Annotated in this window: 17 protein-coding genes and 2 rRNA genes (1 of these 19 running past the window's edge); 1 reads left to right on the top strand and 18 read right to left on the bottom strand. The window is 44.5% G+C overall.

The annotated features are described in order from the left end of the window. Window positions 1-4 precede the first annotated feature (4 nt). From CKV62_RS00380 to wbaP, 4 genes are all read right to left on the bottom strand, one after another. Window positions 5-814: a LicD family protein gene (locus tag CKV62_RS00380; RefSeq protein WP_095064737.1), complete on the bottom strand. Its 810-nt coding sequence runs from the start codon at window positions 812-814 to the stop codon at window positions 5-7. Window positions 815-860: 46 nt separating this feature from the next. Further along, window positions 861-1,634, bottom strand: coding sequence for a DUF4422 domain-containing protein (locus CKV62_RS00375; protein ID WP_095064735.1), 774 nt, complete (start codon window positions 1,632-1,634; stop codon window positions 861-863). Between the two features lie 133 nt (window positions 1,635-1,767). Then, a complete protein-coding gene (gene glf / locus CKV62_RS00370; protein ID WP_095064733.1) occupies window positions 1,768-2,865 on the bottom strand; it encodes a UDP-galactopyranose mutase in 1,098 nt (365 codons plus the stop codon). Next, complete coding sequence (gene wbaP, locus CKV62_RS00365) at window positions 2,865-4,292, bottom strand: undecaprenyl-phosphate galactose phosphotransferase WbaP (protein WP_095064731.1); 1,428 nt, start codon at window positions 4,290-4,292, stop codon at window positions 2,865-2,867. Before wbaP ends, glf begins: the two co-directional genes overlap by 1 nt. A gap of 271 nt (window positions 4,293-4,563) precedes the next feature. On the opposite strand from wbaP, the gene CKV62_RS00360 reads away from it, so the two are divergent. Next, a complete protein-coding gene (locus CKV62_RS00360) occupies window positions 4,564-6,318 on the top strand; it encodes a 1-deoxy-D-xylulose-5-phosphate synthase (RefSeq protein WP_095064729.1) in 1,755 nt (584 codons plus the stop codon). A gap of 91 nt (window positions 6,319-6,409) precedes the next feature. Here the strand turns inward: CKV62_RS00360 and CKV62_RS00355 are convergent, their stop codons facing one another. The 14 genes from CKV62_RS00355 to CKV62_RS00290 form a co-directional block, all read right to left on the bottom strand. Continuing rightward, window positions 6,410-7,735 (bottom strand): pyridoxal phosphate-dependent aminotransferase, encoded by a 1,326-nt coding sequence (locus CKV62_RS00355; RefSeq protein ID WP_095064727.1) that lies wholly within the window; start codon window positions 7,733-7,735, stop codon window positions 6,410-6,412. Between the two features lie 294 nt (window positions 7,736-8,029). Beyond that, the gene (locus tag CKV62_RS00350) at window positions 8,030-9,898 is read right to left on the bottom strand and encodes a TonB-dependent receptor plug domain-containing protein (protein WP_095064725.1); all 1,869 of its coding nucleotides are present in this window, start codon (window positions 9,896-9,898) and stop codon (window positions 8,030-8,032) included. Between the two features lie 74 nt (window positions 9,899-9,972). After that, window positions 9,973-10,974 (bottom strand): ABC transporter substrate-binding protein, encoded by a 1,002-nt coding sequence (locus CKV62_RS00345; RefSeq protein WP_231968335.1) that lies wholly within the window; start codon window positions 10,972-10,974, stop codon window positions 9,973-9,975. Window positions 10,975-11,011: 37 nt separating this feature from the next. After that, window positions 11,012-11,866 carry an ABC transporter ATP-binding protein gene (locus CKV62_RS00340; RefSeq protein ID WP_095064723.1) on the bottom strand — a complete coding sequence of 285 codons (855 nt, stop codon included), beginning with the start codon at window positions 11,864-11,866 and terminating at the stop codon, window positions 11,012-11,014. Beyond that, window positions 11,866-12,903 (bottom strand): FecCD family ABC transporter permease, encoded by a 1,038-nt coding sequence (locus CKV62_RS00335; protein WP_095064721.1) that lies wholly within the window; start codon window positions 12,901-12,903, stop codon window positions 11,866-11,868. Before CKV62_RS00335 ends, CKV62_RS00340 begins: the two co-directional genes overlap by 1 nt. Continuing rightward, on the bottom strand, window positions 12,896-13,852 hold the full coding sequence (locus CKV62_RS00330) for an ABC transporter substrate-binding protein (protein ID WP_095064719.1): 957 nt from the start codon (window positions 13,850-13,852) through the stop codon (window positions 12,896-12,898). The genes CKV62_RS00335 and CKV62_RS00330 overlap by 8 nt, the downstream gene beginning before the upstream one ends. Window positions 13,853-13,941: 89 nt before the next feature. Further along, window positions 13,942-15,885, bottom strand: coding sequence for a TonB-dependent receptor plug domain-containing protein (locus tag CKV62_RS00325; RefSeq protein ID WP_095064717.1), 1,944 nt, complete (start codon window positions 15,883-15,885; stop codon window positions 13,942-13,944). 57 nt (window positions 15,886-15,942) lie between these two features. Further along, window positions 15,943-16,689, bottom strand: coding sequence for an energy transducer TonB (locus tag CKV62_RS00320; protein ID WP_095064715.1), 747 nt, complete (start codon window positions 16,687-16,689; stop codon window positions 15,943-15,945). Between the two features lie 4 nt (window positions 16,690-16,693). Beyond that, on the bottom strand, window positions 16,694-17,098 hold the full coding sequence (locus CKV62_RS00315; protein WP_095064713.1) for an ExbD/TolR family protein: 405 nt from the start codon (window positions 17,096-17,098) through the stop codon (window positions 16,694-16,696). Then, complete coding sequence (locus CKV62_RS00310; RefSeq protein ID WP_095064711.1) at window positions 17,095-17,709, bottom strand: MotA/TolQ/ExbB proton channel family protein; 615 nt, start codon at window positions 17,707-17,709, stop codon at window positions 17,095-17,097. Before CKV62_RS00310 ends, CKV62_RS00315 begins: the two co-directional genes overlap by 4 nt. A gap of 752 nt (window positions 17,710-18,461) precedes the next feature. Continuing rightward, the gene (locus CKV62_RS00305) at window positions 18,462-19,640 is read right to left on the bottom strand and encodes a M48 family metallopeptidase (protein WP_197696286.1); all 1,179 of its coding nucleotides are present in this window, start codon (window positions 19,638-19,640) and stop codon (window positions 18,462-18,464) included. 398 nt (window positions 19,641-20,038) lie between these two features. Further along, window positions 20,039-20,929 carry a pirin family protein gene (locus tag CKV62_RS00300; RefSeq protein ID WP_095064707.1) on the bottom strand — a complete coding sequence of 297 codons (891 nt, stop codon included), beginning with the start codon at window positions 20,927-20,929 and terminating at the stop codon, window positions 20,039-20,041. A 174-nt stretch (window positions 20,930-21,103) separates the two neighbouring features. Continuing rightward, window positions 21,104-21,220: ribosomal RNA gene (gene rrf, locus CKV62_RS00295) — 5S ribosomal RNA — on the bottom strand. Between the two features lie 84 nt (window positions 21,221-21,304). After that, a 23S ribosomal RNA gene (locus CKV62_RS00290) occupies window positions 21,305-21,531 on the bottom strand; it runs 2,708 nt beyond the window's last position.

Raw genomic sequence — 21,531 nt, 5'->3', positions numbered from 1 at the left:
CAGACTACTTATTTGTACCAACTCTATATACTTTCATTTCATGAGTAAATCGTTTTTCCTCGGGTGGTAATTTCATATAATCACCATACATTCCCTGTAGATACGTTTCCCAACATGAAAAAGTAGGTAATTGTACTCCCTCAAACTCAAGAAGCACAGTCTTCTCAAATTCGTTCTTAGGTACTCTTTCTCCTATTCCATTCAATCCCCAAGTAACTCCACCGACCCATTTTGCATCTACATAAGGACTAGCCAATGCTAAAGATTTAAGATGATTCGCTAATCGTTTCTCACCATATAGTTTAAGTAAAGGTTGTATAACTAGTTTAATTATTTTCTTAAAGAAAGATTTTCCTGTACCAAGTTTTGCTTTAGTTATTTTCAACAACATTAACAAATAATGTACCTTCTTATAAAGAACTTCCGTTTCTTTTAAAGAATCCGGCAACCCATCAATAGGAAAAATATCCAACCAAAGATAAGCCGCCTTACTTGTTGAGTACTCTAACTTTATTTCTAAATTAGGATTAATAAGCTTTGCATAAGGGAACTCGAAATCGCCAAGTTCAAACGCCCTAATTTGTAAATCGGTCTCTTTATTTCGAACAATCTGAATCATTCTATCATAGTCAGGACGCGGCATAGATACATCAATATCATCATCCCAAGGGATAAAGCCTTTATGTCTTACTGCACCTAACAGCGTTCCACCACACAAATAATATATCAAATTATTTTTTTTACAAAACTCCTGAAATTGCAGCAGTAAATTTAATTCTTCCTGTTGAATTTCCTGCAAGCTTAATCGTGTCATACATAAATCCTATCTATTATTTACATATTTTAACTCTTCTATAACATTAACGATTTTTATTTTTCCAGCCAATCTTCCTAAACAAAAAAGCACTTCCTTTTTTCACCCAGTTCTGCGGCTCCATAAAGGATACATTTTGTTCCTTATACTCAATGCGATTCGCTTCGAGCCACACATCGAGCAGAATTTCGCTGACAAATCCGTAAATACGCGATTCGTACGCATCATAACCGGAAATATCCACGCGCATTTCCAGCTCAGCCAATATGGAGAACATCCATTCACAATACTGATTATACAAATCCCGACGCATCACAAACATATTGAACATATGCGCCCATGTACGATTGCAGACCGTCGTGAAAGCGGCACTGTATTCAGGATATCGCTCAGCGATGATCTGCTCCGCCACATCAAGGCCTTCACTATGATGAGCATTGTTGTAATGAGACCTGTTCGTTTCAATATAATATTTGCGCTTATCCGCTACCACCACAGGGTATTGTGAAAGCAATGTTTCCCATTCCTCGCCGGTGAGGATCTGGTTCTTTTTATCCTCTACAGAACGCACCTCTTTACGCGTAAAATATCGTCTGTAATGAACAAGACCGATATAATCCGCCTCAAGATTCTTCCATGCCCAATATAAACCCGTCAACTCGCAGTAATTTGCGTTTTTCTCGGAGATATTGTCCCCCGTATGATCTCCAATATAACCAATGTCAGATTTGCCCGCTCTCCCCACATGGATTGGCATATAGACAGAATCTGTCGGCATCCAATATTGCTTATGAGTGGCTACTAAAATTTTTATATTCACTGTTGTGCTCCTTACACACACTATATATTTTCTTACACACGTTCAACAGTTACAGCATATCAAGACAACTACAACTCACAATTTACAAATTAATGTAATACATCAAATATATTTGTAACCTGTAAAAAGATAATTAAACCAATTCTCTTTCAACCAGTGCCAACGCACTCGCAATGACCTTATCCATATCGTAATATTTATATTCCCCTAAGCGGCCTCCGAAGATTACCTTCGTCTCCGCTTCGGCTTTTTTTACGTACTTGGCGTATAAATCCAAATTCTTTACATCATTTACGGGATAATACGCTTCTTCACCTATTTTCCAGTCTTTCGGATATTCTTTCGTCACATAGGTAACGGGCTGCGTACCGAATTCAAAGTGCTTATGCTCGATGATACGGGTATACGGGATATCCGCTTCCGTATAGTTCACAACGGCCACACCTTGATGGTTTTCTTCTTCGAGACGCTCTGTTTCAAAATGAAGACCTCTGTATTCCAATATTCCTTCAGAATACTCGAAATATTCATCGATAGGGCCCGTATAAATAATCTTTTTCGCTATGCTTTCATATTCATCGCGATGCGTAAGGAAATCTACGCCCAATCGCACCTCGATACCGTCCAGCATACGCTCAATCATCTTCGTATAACCGCCCATAGGAATACCTTGGAAGCGATCATTAAAATAGTTATTATCGTATGTATAACGCACAGGTAATCGTTTAATGATGAAAGCAGGCAGTTCCGTGCATTTACGGCCCCATTGTTTCTCCGTATAGCCCTTGATAAGCTTTTCATAAATATCCGTACCAACAAGGCTGATTGCCTGCTCCTCAAGGTTCTTCGGCTCGCCCGTAATTACCTGACATTGCTCCGTAATGATCGCCTCCGCCTCTTTCGGCGTGCGTATGTTCCACATCTTGGAGAATGTATTCATGTTGAACGGCAAATTGTACATCTCGCCCTTATAATTCGCTACCGGACTGTTCACATAGTGATTGAATTCGGCAAACCGGTTCACATACTCCCACACATGCTTCATCGATGTATGAAAAATATGGGCACCATATACATGAATATTGACATCATCCTTGCTTTCACAATATAAATTACCCGCCACATGATGACGTCGATCGATGACGAGAACGGATTTACCGCGCTTGTGCGCCTCATGAGCAAATACGGCACCGAACGGGCCCGCCCCTACAACTAAATAATCGTATATCATTAATACGCTCCCTTTCCCTTCACAACGGCCAATACCGTTTTTATCAAATATACAATATCAATCCACACGGACCAGTTATGCACATACCAGGAGTCCATTAACACCCGTTCTTCATAGGTGGTATCACTGCGACCGCTGACCTGCCACACACCGGTAATGCCGGGCGGTACAAGATAGAAATCATTGATATAATCGCCGTATTTTACGATTTCATCTCGAACGATAGGACGCGGTCCCACAAGGCTCATATCGCCCATGAGGACATTCCATAGCTGCGGCAGTTCATCGAGGCTGGTCTTGCGCAGGAATTTTCCGATTCTTGTAACCCGCGGATCATCCTTTAACTTGAAGTCCCGTTCCCATTCTTCGCGAGCTTCCGGATGTTCTTTTAAATAAATTTCCAACGCTTCCTGCGCATTGGGAACCATGGATCTGAATTTATAGCAGAAAAATTCCTTGCCGCCCTGACCGACCCGTTTATGGCCGAACACGATAGGTCCCGGAGAGTCGAGATAAATCAACACCGCCACGACAGCGATAATCGGCAAGATCAAGATACCGCCGCAGACGGTAGCCACGATATCAAAGATGCGTTTCATGATGCGGTTGGACTTACGCGCTAAATTGTTCTGCACCCGCAATACGACGGCCTGTTCCTCCATCATGCCGCGAGCCGAAATATTGCTGGCCGGCAATCCGAACAGCTCCGGTACGAAGGAAACCCTTTTTACAAGCAGCTGTAAGCGGTTAATTAAGGACACTAATTTTTTTGATTCAAGACCGGGAGCACACACCAATACAGTGGATACGTTATATCTTTTAATGACGGCCTCCACGTCATTAAAGCCGCCCAAACGCGGATACTTTTGCGCTAATAATGAGGACTTCGGATTATCGTCCACAAAGCCGATAATTTTATAGTAATTAATAAGCATTCTGTCATGATATCGATCAACTAATTCCGCCGTTTTTCCCGCTCCGACCAATAAAATCGGAATATATAATAATTTCAGCTTTATCAATATTTGTACTAATATATATCGTAAAACGATAACATATAACAGTATAAATATATAAGATAAGCCGACAAATAAACGGGATACATTGTCGATAATATGCCCCGCATACATCAGAACGATGGATACAACTATACCGATTGTTATGGACCGAAATATAATTTTAATCTTATCCCAATAGGCCTTATCCATATTATATGCACTGTTTAATAACAGCACGATAATAAACACTATAGGGGTAATAACATATCCATAGAAAAAATCTACATGTAAACTATTAGCACCATTCCAGAACGGCAATGCGGTTCTGATATTATATGCGGAAATAATGCCACATACAATAGCAATATAATCGACGATAATCATTAAGGCCTGTACTAATAACGGGGGACTAACCCACTGTTTATTCATAGATTTTTCCTCTCTTAATAAATGTAACGAACAAACTGAATTATATCTTCTATGATAACACAGTTTCATTTATTTTTCATGATTTATCTGAAATTTTCCCGTTAAATTCTCTACCGATAATCGACTTTATCTCATACTATAATAATCAACTTCATCTCATGTTATAATAATAGACAGTATTCATATTTTTTTCACCTATGAACACAAATCATCTCTACCATTTACTAATAGAAGTCTCATTTAGACAGCAAAATAAAGTTTAGGTAACAACATGAAGCTTTCACAAATACATTCAGCCGGTGATTTAAAACAATGCACCGAAGCAGAGTTACTGGAAATAGCACGGGAAATACGCGAGGCAATCATTCACAGAACATCGATTCGAGGCGGCCACGTAGGTCCATCATTGGGCGCCACAGACATTATTCTTGCGCTTCACTACGTATTTAACTGCCCCGGCGACAAGATCATATTTGACATATCCCACCAGAGTTACGCCCACAAAATATTGACCGACAGGCTCGAAGGGTTCACGCAGGAAAATAAATTCAGCACTGTTTCAGGTTACAGTAATCCACGTGAAAGTAACTGCGATCTGTTTCACCTGGGGCACGCATCCACCGCTCTAAGTCTGGCATGCGGGCTCGTAATCGGTCGCGACCTCAATAAAACAAGGGAAAATATCATCGCGCTCATCGGGGATGGCGCATTATCCGGCGGCGAGGCCTTTGAGGCCTTAAATCATCTCGCTACGCTACGGTCCAACTGCATCGTGATCATCAACGATAACGACCGGTCCATCGCCGAAAATCACGGCGGTTTGTACACACATTTAAAAGAATTGCGGGACACGAACGGAACTTGTACGAACAATATATTTAAAGCTCTCGGCTTTGATTACCGCTATATCGAAGAAGGCAACTCGATTTTATCATTGATCGCGGAATTTAAATCAGTAATAAATTATCCGCGCCCCGTCATCTTGCATATCCGCACGACGAAAGGGTTCGGTTATACAGCGGCGGAAATGGCACCGGAAGACTTTCACAATCCGTCATCATTCGACGTCACCACAGGCGTAGTCAATAAAAATTATAATAACACATACGAAGCTATCGCTGCAAAGGAATTGATTGCCGAGTTGGAAGCGAACAAATCGGCCTGCCTCATCACGGCGGCCACGCCCGGCGGATTTTGTCTGACGCCTGAGGTTCGTCAGAAATTGGGCGCTCAATATATCGATGTGGGCATCGCCGAGGAACATGCCGTGACTCTGTCGGCCGGCATCGCTCGCGCCGATGCAAAGCCGATTTTACCGATATACAGCACATTCCTGCAACGGGCTTACGATCAGCTGGTAAACGACGTATGCATTAACAACAGCAACGCTTTGATTCTCGTATATCGCGCCTCCATTTACGGTACAAAGGACATCACGCATCTGGGATTCAGCGATATTCCTATGCTCACCAACATCCCGAATCTGACCTATATTGCGCCCGCCACTGTGGAAGAATTACAGGCGTCCATTCAGTTCGGCTTGCAGCATCATGATTATCCTGTCGCCATACGGGTTCCCGTAGGGACACCGACTCACGAGCCTCTTCGGACACAAGGCATTACGGATGTTAGTCTCCGCAGCTGGGAAACCGTCCGGGAGGGCAGTAAAATCGCCATTATAGGTGTCGGTAACTTTTACCGGCGTGCCATTTCCCTGGCCGAAGCGGTGAAAGCAAAACATGCTATCACACCGACCGTGATAAAGCCGCTTTTGATATCGGAACCGGATACGGCTCTGCTCGACCGATTACAGGAAAACCATTCTCTCATCATCACGCTGGAGGACGGCGTCATTGACGGCGGCTTCGGACAGAAAATTGCCGCATACTATGGCAGGCAGAACATCAAGGTCATGAACTACGGCATTCAAAAAGGCTTCTATGACAGATATGATCCCGATAAATTACTGAGAGACAATCATATGGAAATTGATCAGATACTGCAGGATATCATGCTACAGATCTAATCATGAATACATTCACTGCGGGCCTTTAAACAGAAAAGTGCTCTACGTTTACGAGTGTTGTAAACGTAGAGCACTTTTATTTTCAATATGATTATTCCGTCCGTTGTGCCTCATAGGCTCTGAACAGTTTAGATAACAATTCCGGTGCCAAGCGCAACAGTTCCGGATCTTCACAGAACGACACGCGAAGCTGTGTTCTGCCCGGATTGTCTTCCTTGCCGCGACCGCTGTAGAAGCCGTTCAGCGGCGCCATGAGCAATGTATATTCCTTGCCGTCATCCAGGCTGACCGCACCGTGTTCGGCGCACCAGGACGCAAACTCTACGCCGTCAAAGCCCGGTTTCGCTTCATTCCGCACGTCGATGACGAAGTAAATGGACGCTTGCGGTCTGGACACGATAAAGTTCGGTTCCACCTCTTTGAAGCCTTTATGGAGCTCAAAAATCATCTTACGGTAGTAATCCCGCTGTTGTTCATACCAGTTGTGCAGCTGTGCATGCGACTCATGAGCCAGTGCACCGAAGATATATTGCCCCAATGTATTGGCACTCAAATTCGCCGTATATTCGGCAACGGACTTTTCATAGCACATCTTGTTATCCGTAATGATGGCCCCTATGCGCAGTCCGCACGCATTCCATACCTTGCTGGCCGTTTCAAGGCTGATTCGGCGGCCTTCAATGCCCGGCACGTCCTTATCGGTTAACGCCCAGATACTCGATGTTTCCTTGCCTTTTTCATAAGCCAGTTCACGATACGCCTCATCGGAGATGATCCACAAATTATGCTTAACACATAACTTCGTATATTCGATAAGGGTTTCCTTGCTGAACAGCTGTCCCGTAGGATTATCGTAAGGAATGATGAGCAGTGCACCCGGTTTCGTTTCTATGATGCGCTGCTCCACCGTTTCTACGGACGGCAGTTCAAATTCGCCTTCTTCATTGAGTTCGCGCTCAACGGTAACCGTTTTACGTCCGATGCGATGGCCTACCGCATCATAATTTGTATAAGACGGATTGAACATCAACAGAGGGCGTTCCTCTTCTCCGGCACCGCCGCAGACACCGAGCATGATGATTTCCATCGCCATCGATGCCCCATCCGTAACAAGCACATCAAGTCCCGTCGTATCAAAGCCCTGACTGCGCAGAATATGAAGGAACGCTTCCCGGCATTCCTCGGTTCCCGTCGTCGGCACATACGGAACAATACCCGATTGAAACGGACTGTCCGGTCCGCCCAGATTAAATAAACGACGCTGCATGGCGGGATGCATAGGACGCATAACATTGCCGATGGAACCGTTCACCAGAATCGGCGGGTTCTTACGCTCTAAAAATTTAATTTGTCCTAGTCGAATCCCTGACGGCTTGCGAGCCATCATATAAGGGGATAAGATTGGTTGTTCCGTCATAGTACAATCCAACTCCTCTTTAATACAATTTACGCCTCTGATCATACAAGTAGCAACACATATATCATATATTATAGTGCTTTAAGGTGATAAAATCTACACTTTTCTGCTCGCAGACAAGGCTCTCTCTTTTGCAAGGACTATACTAACAACCTTTTCTGAATGATTTATGATACCAATGCTCATCCCCTATGCGCCACGGCCCTGTACGACGCTATATAGTGAAGTATATCAAACTTTCACAATGCCGCCTTATGTGACATTACGGCCTCTGAACGGCGTCTGATAAATGGATCAGAACGTAACCTCCATGCCGACTCTGAAGTTGCGACCTTGACCGGTCCACCAGTCGCCGGGGTTACCATAACGGACATTGGACTGTTCCGCATAGTACGTGTTGAAGAGATTATTCACGCGCCCGAATACGGTTATATTGTCATTGACGCGATAGTTGGCGCTGAGATCCGTAATCCAGTACGTCGATTTAGGGAATGCATTCGCCCCGGTGCCCGGACGGTCAATATTCCCGCGAATATCAAGATGAGCGTCCCACTTGGCATCATTATAGTCGAGACCCGCATTGACCGCATGTTTCGGCACGTATCCGTCCACATTGGCACGTCGTGTCGGAGTCGCATCAATGTGCGTATAGGTATAGCCGACGCGAGCGGACAGATGATTCGTCAACTGCTTGCGTAAATCTACCGATACGCCATGGGCCCGTTCCGTATCAAAATTGCGATATTGGCCTGTAAAAGTCGCCGGATCCGTCATAACCCAACCGATCTTATCCTTCGTGCGGCGCGTGAAGAAGTTAAGATTTCCGTTCCACGTACGTCCGAACTTATGATGTACACCGAGATCCCATTCACGACCGCTTTCAGGTTTCAAGTTCCGATTACCGTTATACCCGTCAAACAACTGATACGGAGCCGGTGCCAAGAAATATTCATTATACGCTACATACACATTGGTGCGCTCATTCACATCATACCCTAAGGATACATGTGGCGACGTATGCGTTCCGAATGCGGAATGATGGTCCACGCGAACGCCCGGTGTCAACGTCCATTTAGGCGCGAATTTCCAGGCATCCTGCACGTAGTACGAACTGTTCGTCAACTTGACACCGTTCATGTTGAGGACCTTGTCCTGACGCCAGTCAAAGCCACCTATAACGGTATGATCCTTGCTGCGGAATGTCACCTGATCCCCGACAGCACGTGTTTTTACGTCCGTCGTGTATCCGTCATAAATCGTTTTATAGTGATTATTCATGCCATATAACTGATGACTCCACTTATCGTTGATCTTGCTGTTCCATACGGCGCGAAGGGAGTCATTGGCTTCATGGCCGTATCTGAGTTGATTCAACTGCCCCAAATGATTGGAATACATCACATCGCCGCGATATGTATCATAAGAAATGCGCACATCATTATTCTTATCGATTTCATTACCGATCATAAAAGACATGTTATGACCGTTTCCATGTTGCGGAATACGCACATGATGGGCATCCTTATAACTTCCGATGATGTCCTTTTCATAACCTAAACGCCAGTACCATCTATCCTGACGACCTTCATTCATCAACGCGTACTGCTCCAGATCATAGCTGCCGCCCATGATACGGGCCTTTGTTCTGACGCCCTGCTCAGGCTTCGCGGTAATTACGTTAACGACGCCGCCTACAGCACCGGACCCGTACAATGTGGACGCCGCCCCGCGCAATACTTCAATGCGTTCTATGCCTTCCATGTTTTTAAGAATCGTCATCGGCGGATTAACTCCGGCCGCATTCATGTTGATGCCATCCACCATATATAGAACCTGATTGGATCCGTTGATACGGAACACATTGGAATTCGTATACCCTACACCGCCGCCGTATGTATTGATATCCACGCCCGGCGCTATGCGCAACGCTTCATTCATATTCGTCGCATGACGTTCTCTCACATCGTCTCCGCTGACAACCGCTACGCTGGCAGGTACTTTTGAAAGCTCCTGCTCGCTTCTCGTCGCCGTAACGACAACAGTATGAGTCTCTTTCACGTCATCAGGTTCCTCACCTTGCACCCCGGGAACCGTAAACATACAGCCGCTGACTAAGATCATCGCCACGTAAGCGGCTAATTTCTGATGTTTAAATGCTTTCATCATAACCTCCACATTACTAAACACACACCAAAAATATGCAACCGAATCGATATATATACATCGTCGGGTATACATCACTGTACATTGTAAATATAACGCGTCATATCGAGCATCGCCTTCGTCATGAACTGAGAATAACTCATGAGCATGCGCGCATCCACCGTATACACTCGATGATTCTGAATCGCTTTCACCCCCTGCAACGCGGGATCCGAGTATAGCTGATCCATATTCACCTCAGAATATTGGTCCTGATTATAAGCCTCCGAAGGAATGATTATCACATCCGGATTGATCCGTATCAAATCCTCCCTCGTTCCGTTATCCGTGAGGCCCAAACCGATTGCAGCGGCACCATTTTTGACATGCATATACCCGCACATATCATCAAAGGTGGAGCCTTTGCCGCCGGTCACACCCAATCTCGTGTAGAGTACGGCTACCGGTTGCGCTCCATCTGCATGAGATGTTACAATGCCGTCGATTTCGGCCAGATCCTTATCCATGGCTGCAATCAGGGAATTATCGGATGCTTTCAGTACCTTGGCAATCTCACCCATCACCTCTTTTGCCTCTTTCACCGTTCCCGGCGTTTTATATACGTATAAAGGTATATTCATACCTCGTATTTCGTTTATATTCTCCGGCGATACCCAGTCTGGCATGATGACCAGGTCCGGTTTGACCGATAACAGGGATTCGCTGCTGGATTTCACGCGCCCCTTGACATGACTCGATGCATCGGGCACATTGTTAGGCAACGTTCCTATGGCCGCCACTCTGTCCGGTGTCACCATGGACAACACGATATCCTCCGTACTGACACCGATCGGCACGATGCGCTGCGGCCGTTCCGATATGTTGACCGCGGTACCCCTCGCATCCGTCATGGTGAAAGCCCCTGTATTCTGCTGATTACTTTGCTCCGGACCGCACCCGCATAGCAGAAACATCAGCATAAAAATAATACCGAATATACTCCATGTTTGTTTTATGCCGATGGATTTCATACCCATGTCTTTCATAGCGCAGTCCTTTCTACAGATATAGGCGTTACGTCCTGAATTCTGTCGCATCTCTGGCGCGGTGCGCCATCCGTGATTATTATTTCATTCATAATGTTGTCCTTTCTATAAATATAGACATGGATTCATCTATCTCCGTACTGCGCCGGTACGGCGTAATATCCGTCGTCCCTTTAGGAAATATGTAAATGCGCTGCTGCTTGAAATACGGGTCATCGTATACGGCCGACGAAAGGTGAAAGGCGCTGTGCAGATGATCCGCCGTCAACACATCGCGAGGATTTCCGGTCGCCATAATTTCACCGCCCGAAATAAGTACCAGTTTCGTACAGTATTTTGCGGCCAGTTCCAAATCATGAACGACGATTAAAATCGTTTTCCCCTGCTCACAGAACCTGCGCCCCTGATAGAAAATGTCATCCGCATAGACAAGATCGAGCGCCGCCGTCGGTTCATCGAGGAGCAGCACTTCCGTCTGTTGCGCCAAGACCTTCGCAAAAAATACGCGCTGTCGCTCACCGCCGCTCAACGATTGAATGGAGCGTTCTCTCAAATGCCATACACCGGTTTCCTTCATCGCCTCTTCCACAATGCGGTGATCGTCAACGCCCTCCTGCTGCCACCATTTCAAATACGGATAACGGGCGGTCATCACGATATCCTGCGCTTCGTAACCGAAGGAAACGTCTACGGACTGCTGCATATACGCTACCCGGCGGGCGATTTCCTTTTCTTTCATGGACGACAGATCGTCCCCGTCCCATAGAATGTGTCCTTTCTCAAGGGGATACAAACCGCGCAAGGCTTTCATCATCGTCGTTTTACCGGAACCGTTAGGCCCGATGATGCCTACAAATTCCCCCGCCTGCACGCCGAGAGACGCGTCTTTCACAATCGTACGGCCCCCTAACGAGACAGATACGTTCTGAACATCCAGTTTCATCATACCCCTCCCTTACGGCGCAAACGATGCAGTAAATATAGGAAATACGGCGCCCCGAGCAATGCCGTCATGATGCCGACACGGATTTCCACCGGCTGTGCCACGACGCGGCCCAAGGTATCACAGAATACCAGAAACAGCGCTCCGCCCACGGCGGACATAGGCAGCAATATGCGATGATCGGGCCCGACCAGCAGTCTCACGATATGCGGTACCACAAGGCCCACAAAGCCGATGGAACCGCTCACGCATACGGCGGTCGCCGTAATGAGCGACGCCAGGAACAGAAATAAAATCCTGTACAGCATCACGGGCAACCCCAATGCACGGGCCTCCGTATCGCCCAGAACGAGCACGTTCAGATGGCGGCCCAGCATCATAAGAATGACGCTGCCGACCATAATCGGTCCCACTGCGAGCAGGACATGGTCCCAACGTCTGAAATCGAGGCCGCCCACCATCCAGAACAGAAATTCTCTGAGGCGATATTCGTTAATCATCGTCAATATGCCCGATGTGAAAGCCCCCAGCAGCATGCTGACCGCTACGCCGGCGAGCAGTAAGGTCGTCGTATCGAGGCGATTATTGCGCCATGTCAGCATAATCGTAATTCCCACGGACACAAAGGCGCCTACAAAAGCGAATAAAGGCATATAGAACATGCCAAGTGAAGTCATCCCCAATGCGATGGCGATAACGGCCCCCAGTGAGGCCCCTGCGGAAACACCCATGATGCCGGGATCCGCCAAAGGATTCGAAAATACCCCCTGCATGACGGCACCGGCTAAGGCCAATGCGGCACCGACCAATAAGCCGATCATGAGACGCGGCATGCGAATAAACCACAACACTGACTCCTGCTCCGCACTGATAGGCTCCGCAAATGAGATCGGAATCCCGATTCCGTGCAGGATACTCTGCAGACCGCCGCCGACGGGTATCATAATCGTGCCTACATGCAGGGCCAAGATGACACATATACCTAATGCGGCTCCGATTAAGGCTGCCGCCGTATATCCTTGATGCCGTTTATTCATGAGACTTCCTTTCTAATTGGGGATACACAATATACATAATAGAAAGCATCGCTTCCCCGATATGTTGATTTGACGCATATAAATATGAAGCGGGCAAAGACTGAACTTGATTATTTTTCATCGCCGTCAACGATTGGAAGGCCGGTGTATTCAAAAATCTATCTGACAAGCCTTTATCCATGCCCTTATAAGAAGGAATAAAAATATAGTCCGGATTCATCTCTATGACCCGTTCATCCGTAAACGATGTATGAGGCGCATATCCAGCCGCAGACGGTGCATTATAAATGCTCATATAGCGGCACATATCATCAAATAAACTGCCCGTTCCCGTATATCCATCCATGGAGGAGACAAATAAAACGCGACGACGTTCATTCAAAGGGATAGTCTTTCCCAGTCTGTCAAGCTCAGCAATTTGCTTATGAATTGTATCCACATGTTCCCGTCCGATCTCAGCTTCATTAACGATTTCAGAAATATCCTGTACATTGTGAATCACTTCATCCACCGTTTTTCCTGTATTAACGACGACCGTAGGGATCCCCACATGCCGTAGGCCTTCAATGACATCACTTGTTATATATTCAGGGGCAATTACCAAATCCGGATGTAATGCGATGATGCGCTCTAATGAATAGGAGCGCATTCGAGTCTTAACCTGTTTCGCCTTTTCCGCCTCCATCGAGTACTGTTCATACGTTGACAAAGAACTGATACCGGCAAAACGATCCGTATCTACGAGGCCAAGTAAAATCGTATTATATGCTGAAGACAAGGCTATAATGCGTTTTGGATGATCCGGTACAGCCACCATAGCACCGTCCGCACTTTTTACAGTTCTATTATATACGGTATTTCCGGGTTCTACGCTCGGACCGCATCCAGTAAGGCAACAACAAAGGAGAAATATCAAACTTAAAATATAATACCATCTCTTATATTTCATGATGTCACTCCTTATGAAAGTCTATGAACGGCTTAAAACTATGCATCTAAACAATATCAATATGCCTTCTAATGTAGAATATTGATACATTAGAATTTTTGAGTATAAGTAATCTGATAGTTGAAAGGTTCATCCCAGTATTCCCAATCTCCATTGGAAATAACATTATGACGGTTAAGAATATTTCGCGCATCAATGCGTAGCGATGAGGATTCATTAAATTGATACCCTACATACGCATTCCACGCCACGAGATTAGGGTTGATGCCGCCATCCCGGTTTTTCATGCGTTTCGTCACAAAATTAAAGGATGTGCCTGCAAGCCACGTAGGACTCGTATAATGCAATCCACCGGTAAATTGTAATTTCGGATTAGCTTGCTTCCAATAAGACTGATCGATTTCCATCTGTTTCGGATTCGAATAGGATACACCAACATTAAACTTCAATCGATCGGATAATAATCGCCCATATTCGGCTTCTATACCTGCATTACGGTAACGTCCTCCATTGACACGAATTGTCATCCTGCCATCTGTATCAGGCTTCCATGCGAAGAAATTTTTAAAGTCCATATAGAATAGAGCTATTTTCCAACTATCTTTCTTGGAAATATGTTTATACCCTAATTCATAATTCCAACCCTCTTCAGGCTTCAAATTCCGACCACTTACGGAATGAAATTGATTACTTACCCGTTTAAAAGTGTCGCCCAAATTAGGCATAGTAAATGCTTTCCCCACATTTACATAAAGAGAGGACTCCTTATTGATAGAGTGAAGCATCTGGAATTGAGGCGTAAGTACATGTTGATCTTTTACAGGATCCTTAATATCCGTATAGCGAAGGCCTAAAATAGTTGTCCACTTCGGATTTATCTGATAAGAATAACTGCCATAAACAGCATAACTGCTACGATGAGGATTTGCATAAACAGGCCCGGACTCCGTCTTATATGTCTCCCGTTTTCCCAATATACCGGCGATTAAATAATCCTTACCGCCTCTAAAGTTCCATTCATGTTGAATATCAATGCCATATTGACGAGCAATATATTCGCTGTCGCTAGGCTTATAAATATGACTGCTATGAACGCGATTCCATCCGCTCAAATCCCGATCATTATAAAAGATTGTGCCCGTCGTGGTTCCATTTTTATATATCAATGATGCTATATTCTTATCGTCTTTATATTTATATGTCGTGGAATGCTTTGCACGCTTTATCGTATTGCTCTCCGTACTAAGTTGAGTAAATGCGGATTTTGACTCGGAACGACTGTAATTTAACGTCCAATGATCAGATAACTTGCCGCTGAAGAATAGGCCTAATGTATTCCCCTTTTCACGAGCCGTATAGTATTCATACCCCTTCTTACGAAGTCCTATATCAGAGCGAACCGGTGTTGACGGATCTTGACGGCCGAAATAATTACGATCTACAGCGACAAAAAACTTTGGTGTACCATAGGAAACATTATAACTTTTACTACCCATATTACCGATGCCGACGGAAACGCTGCCCCCCTCCTTATCAGGCGATTTCGTAATAACGTTCACAACACCGCCCAATGCTTCAGAACCATATAATACAGATGCCGCACCTTTTACCACCTCAATATGATCGATAGATGCTACAGGGATGGAACTAAGACCCCCTTTACCGTTAAGATTTACAGGCACTCCATTAACGAGAATTAAAGCACCTCTTTCAAGACCGCGGATATTAGTACGACTATCCATTGCCCCGTATTCAAAGCCGGATGCACCATAGGAAAACGACGTAACACCGGGTATATCGGTAACAGCATCAAATGCATTTTTAGCACCGCTATTCTTCAAATCCTCATGCGTGATTACGCTCGTAGCCGCCGGCGTATCCAAATCAAGCTGCTCCGTACGGTTAGCCGTGACATTTACCGTATGAACCTCCTTGACATCCTGCTCCGAAATATCAGCCGCCACACCGACCTGAATCTCTAATAATACCGCTAAAATACTTACACATAATGCCTTTCTACGGGTATTATACATGATTATACCTCCCTATACACACCTTAATATACACATAATCTTATATCCCCAAATACATTATTTGAACTTATACACCACATCTACTTCAATAGAGATAGATTCTCCTGTTGAATTTTCTATCCCCCCTTGGCTCGACACTAAGGCATATCCCGCTTTATCCAAAAGACTTGATCCACTACTATTAATTATCTCTGCAGAATCGAAATTGCCGTTGGAATCAAAAACAACCTTAAATGTTACAGTACCGGTTATACCCCTTCTAATAGCCTGATCAGGCATAACCGTATTCTCTCTAACTCGTTTCATATATTCAGCCGTATTAAACGTACCTTTACCCGGTTGAGAATCCGGTCCCGGAGGACCATAGGAAGGACCTTTTCCCTCATCTTCAAAGCCTCCATGCCCCTTAGTGCGACTTATACCCGGTCCGGGCTGATTATGTTGCCCCGGGTTTCCTACCGGTGCGTTGATATTACCATTTACATTAACCGGTGCCGGTTCGTTACCGCCTAAATAGGGATTACGATCTTTCGGCCCCGGTGCAGGCTTTCCGGATAAATCAGGCAGTACAGCACCCGATTTGCCGCCGGCCGGGCCATGGTCTGTCGGCAATGGTGTTTCCTTCTTTTCAGCCTGCTTCTTTTCCGGCTCCTCATATTGACTCATGTCCAAATCAACAACCAGGTCCTTATGAGTATGGCTGAAATCTTTCAAATGCTGTGCCCAATCGCCAACCCACCCCCAATACAGGAGGTTTACCACAATCGCTGCAGCCAACGGAATTCTATAGCGTTTATTCAGCATAGAATCACTTCCGTTCCGTAGCAACGCTGACATATTTAGCGCCGCTCAACTTGAGGTTATCCAGGATTCCTATCACATCTTTATACGGCACATCCTCTGAAGCGCGAACGACGAATGCCTGTTGCGGCTCCTTTGACACCAGCTGTTGAATTTCCGCCCCCAATTGTGCAGGCACAATTTCCCGTTCATTAATATACATCTTGTGCGTCGCTGTGAGAGAAATGGTAACCGGTTCAATCGTCTTGGCCGTCGATGATGATGCTTTAGGCAAATTCAACGGTATTTGCTCCTCCGTATTCATATACAAAGTGCTCATCATGAAGAACACGAGGAGGAAAAAAACAATATCAATCATAGGGATGATCATAATGGACGGTTCTTTTTGTATACCTATCGAACTGCGTTTCATTTCATATGACTCCTGTTAAAGATATCCAAAATAGATCCCAAATTTTGTTCCAATACAGAAATATTCGTGTTTACCTTATCGGAACACCAACTGTAAAAAGCCAACGCCACAATCGCCACGGATAAGCCCGTCGCGGTGGCAATCAACGCCTCCGATACACCGCCGGTAATGACCGTAGGCGCCCCGATATCACCGCCCACAGCCGCAAAGGAACGAATCATGCCGACTACGGTACCTAACAACCCCAATAAAGGCGCCATCGTAACCATCATATTAAGCCAGTTTAATCCACGTTTTAAACGAGCATCCATATAAGCCACCACATCTTGTAAGCGGTTCTCCAAACCTTCAAGATTATAAACCGAGTCAATAATAGGTGCCATAAATACAGATAACTCCTGTCGATCATTATCGATAGCCTGCTGTAGTACGTCCCAATTCTTTTCCGTCTGAGCCTGATCAATGCAAGCATGCAGCGCCTTCAGTTCATCGTTGATCTTTCTATAGGTGCGTATGCGCTCAAACAGAATTGTCCAAGCCGCTACCATAAACAAAGCCAAAGGATACATAACGGCCCCGCCGGCATTAAATAAATGAATTGCATATTCCATAATAGCCTCCATGCATTTAACCACATTAATCAAAAAAACTGTTAACAAATCAGATTACTTTATACACCAGTAAGATAGTTCATTTTAGATATAACAAAAAGCATATCCATGCAATAGATATGCTTTATTACTGACTCCACAAGAACTTATCTACTGCAGACAGCCAAATTTGGAAAATCCGAATAACATGTAATAAGACAGCTTAAATATTTCTTAATAGAAAAATCTAAGTAATTCTTATATAAAAATCCATATAAACCTTCATCGGAAAATCTAGATTAGTCTGTAATCACCGTTATTATCACACAAAATAAAGGCCTGTACAATAAACCTATACCCCTTATACGTATATCAATTTCAGTTGTTTCTTGTAGGAAAAATAGAAACAGAAAAACCACAATTACAAAAGGCTAACTTTTACAAAAAAAGAGGAATGCCCTAAAATAGGCATTCCTCCTGTAAAGTCGACGTAATAAGGTTGCGACTTTCATATTCTATATAGTACTGATAGCGATAAATACAGCTGTATTTATAAAAAACGAGCAAACATGAATCAATATTATAGCATAATGATTCTAATTCATAATTGATTTGTATCAACTAACTACTCAAGCTTACTAGCTAAAATCAGATGAATTTATATAATCGTATCTGGCTTATAATTTATCCGCATTTAATTCATCAGTATATTTATATTTAGATTATCGATCTATTTTATGCGCATTCAATTTATCGGTGTATCCGTATCTAGATTATCGATCTATACTACCTCTTCTGGAATCATCACGTGTTGTATCTTTTTGCTTTACCGACTTCTGCTTCAGATTTTTCTGTTTTATATCCTTCTGCTTAACCTCCGCCTTTTTAACGTCATTCTTTTTATCGGCTTTCACCTTAACAGGTTTCTTGGCGGTAACCGCCTTGCCCGCCGGTTTTGCAAAGGCATTATTAAGATTTGTCGCCACCTGTAGCGCCACATCGGAATCCGGTGTCGTCACGATGGATTGCCCCGCTACGGTAACGGTGTCGCCGCTATACGATGCGGACCCCTGACCGACCTGATTATCATGATACAGGCGAGCCAATTTCCCCGCCATATAGTATGCCCGTTCCTCGCCGGAATAACGGCCGCTGTTAGCCGGTGTATAAATATTATCTCCATTTACATAAACAGTTCCGTTCGAAACATTTACATGATTGCCGGAATATGTATACATACGACTGATGTTATTATTTACGCGGTCGCTCGTCTTAGGATGATTATTAGGCGCAATGACCTGTGAAAGCCCTTCACGGTAATGATCGCCGTATTTATTGCGCAATACCGCCATCGCACCGGCTGAACCGCCTACATTATACGGTGACTCGCTGATAATCTTGAAGCCTAATTCATCGGCCGCCTTTTCCTGTCCCATTGTAAAGACCTGATTCTGCAAATAGTTGCCCGCTAAATTAGATAAAATAGCCGCACTTTCACCACCGCCGGCCGCAATACCCACAGCCGTGGATAAACCGACCTGTTTTTTTACGCCGTTGATGATATCCTTATGCTCGCCGTGCGCGATTTCATGGGCCATAACATACGCCAGCTGATCGTCGTCAAGTGTGTCGAGAGCCCCTTTATTGACGGACATAACGCGACCGATCGTAGCAAAGGCGTTGAATTCTTCACTCGGGTTCGCATACACCACATAGGAACGCTTCACGCTAGGCGTCGCCTCCAAAGTCTTCATGATGCGTTGTACACGCTCTTGTGCCGCACTATCCTCCAAATAACCGGTTTGCTGTTTAGCACGCGCCAGACTCTCTTTCTGACCTTCCGGAGAATTATCCATTCTGTTAAGTGCTGTGCTCACATACGCCATAGCAACAGCGCCGCCCGCCAATGTCTGCACCGCATTGGACGCCGCAACAACAGGTGCCGTCTGCATAACTGCGGGCGCAAACGTCGCCGCCATCACAACAGACATAGCCGTAGCCGTTAACTTCTTCATACTCTCAACCTCTCTTTACATACCGTAATAATCACAATAATAAAAAATCACCGATAAAAACAATATATCGATGCATGTATAATAAAATACCGATACAACTGTTATGTATATTTGTATAAAACTATGATGAATATCTGTATAAATAAGATTAACTATCTTAATTTTAATACACAAATTTGCATTCTATGAACTCCGATACTTATCATACGTCGTTACTGTAAAAGTATCATGAATCGACTATATTTATAAACTATGATTCTTTCCGTTTCACCTCGCGTACAAGTCGGTAAATAAGCCGTCGTAACACCTTTCTTTTGAAAGATATGGGGGAAACCTTACATCAGATCTTCTTCCCGACCGAATTTACCCTGTTTATATTCACCAAAGGCTAGAAGAAGTTCAGTGCTGTCGGTCATCACAAATGGCCCATGTTTTACGACGGGTTCATTAATTGGTTCACCGGAAAGAACAAAGAGTTCAAGACCTTCATCACCGGCTTCCACTTCAAAGCAGTCCCCATCATTATTAAAGAGAACAAAATCTGCAGTAGTATAGCTTTCACCATTAGTGGAGCCCGAACCGGACAGCACAAGAAAACCCGTGTTCCAAGTCGCCTGTTCAGAAATAGAAATGGATGAATCAGGTCGTAATTTTAATTTATAAATATTCATTGGCGTATAAGATTTACCGGGTCCTGTAATATGTCTGAAAGTACCGGTATATACCGTAGCTTCGATTGTTTCATCAAGAGATTGATAATATCCCATCATATCAGCTGAAAGATATTGATAGCTAGGATTATCATTTTTATATCGTTCAGGAAGATTAATCCAAAGTTGTAACGCATGGAATAAACGACCACGTTTTGCATATTCCGTTTCATGAAATTCTTCGTGAAGAATACCACGTGCAGCAGTCATCCATTGAACATCACCGGAATTAATGATACCGGTATTACCGGCTGTATCTTTGTGCGCTATAGAGCCGGAGAAACAGAATGTAACAGTTTCAAACCCCTTATGAGGATGTGGATTTACACCGGTTTTAAAAGGCCCGCCCTGAAAATAATATGGTTCATTATAGTCTAACAGCAGGAACGGTGACATACGATCAAGCATAGGTGATGTATCACCGTTCGGGAAATACTGGCGTACTCTGAAGCCAGTTCCAACCCAGTGAATATCCGGAGCTTTAATAATTTGTTCAATTGTTCTTATAGGAGTCATTCTATCACCTCATAATCATATATGACCCGTAAACTCAACGATATATGAGTAATTATTCATATATTATTATATCTATTTTCTTCTATATGTCAAGTGTCCCGCTTATCGGACCACTGAGAAGAAGGAAGTCATGTACACAAAAAAAAGACACACCCTCAGGTGTGCCTTTACTTCAATCAGCGACTTCCTATCCTCCCGGGCCGTCTCCAGCCAAGTACTTTCGGCGTTTATGAGCTTAACTACTGTGTTCGGGATGGGAACAGGTGGATCCTCATAGCTATCGCCACTGAATCTGTCAGAGTTTGTACTCTGAAAACCACATAGAAGTCATATATATTTATTGCACATTTCTGCTTAATTGTGTTTTACGCTGCTTAAGTAAAGCCCTCGATCGATTAGTACCAGTCAGCTCCAAGCCTCACGGCTCTTCCACACCTGGCCTATCTACCATGTCGTCTACATGGGATCTTACTAGCTTACGCTATGAGAAACCTCATCTCAAGGCTGGTTTCACGCTTAGATGCTTTCAGCGTTTATCCGTCCCGAACGTAGCTACCCAACTGTACCCTTGGCAGGATAATTGGTACACCAGCGGTTCGTCC

Source organism: Veillonella rodentium (assembly GCF_900187285.1).
Classification (GTDB): Bacteria; Bacillota; Negativicutes; order Veillonellales; family Veillonellaceae; genus Veillonella; species Veillonella rodentium.
This window is presented reverse-complemented; position numbering and strand designations above follow the sequence as displayed.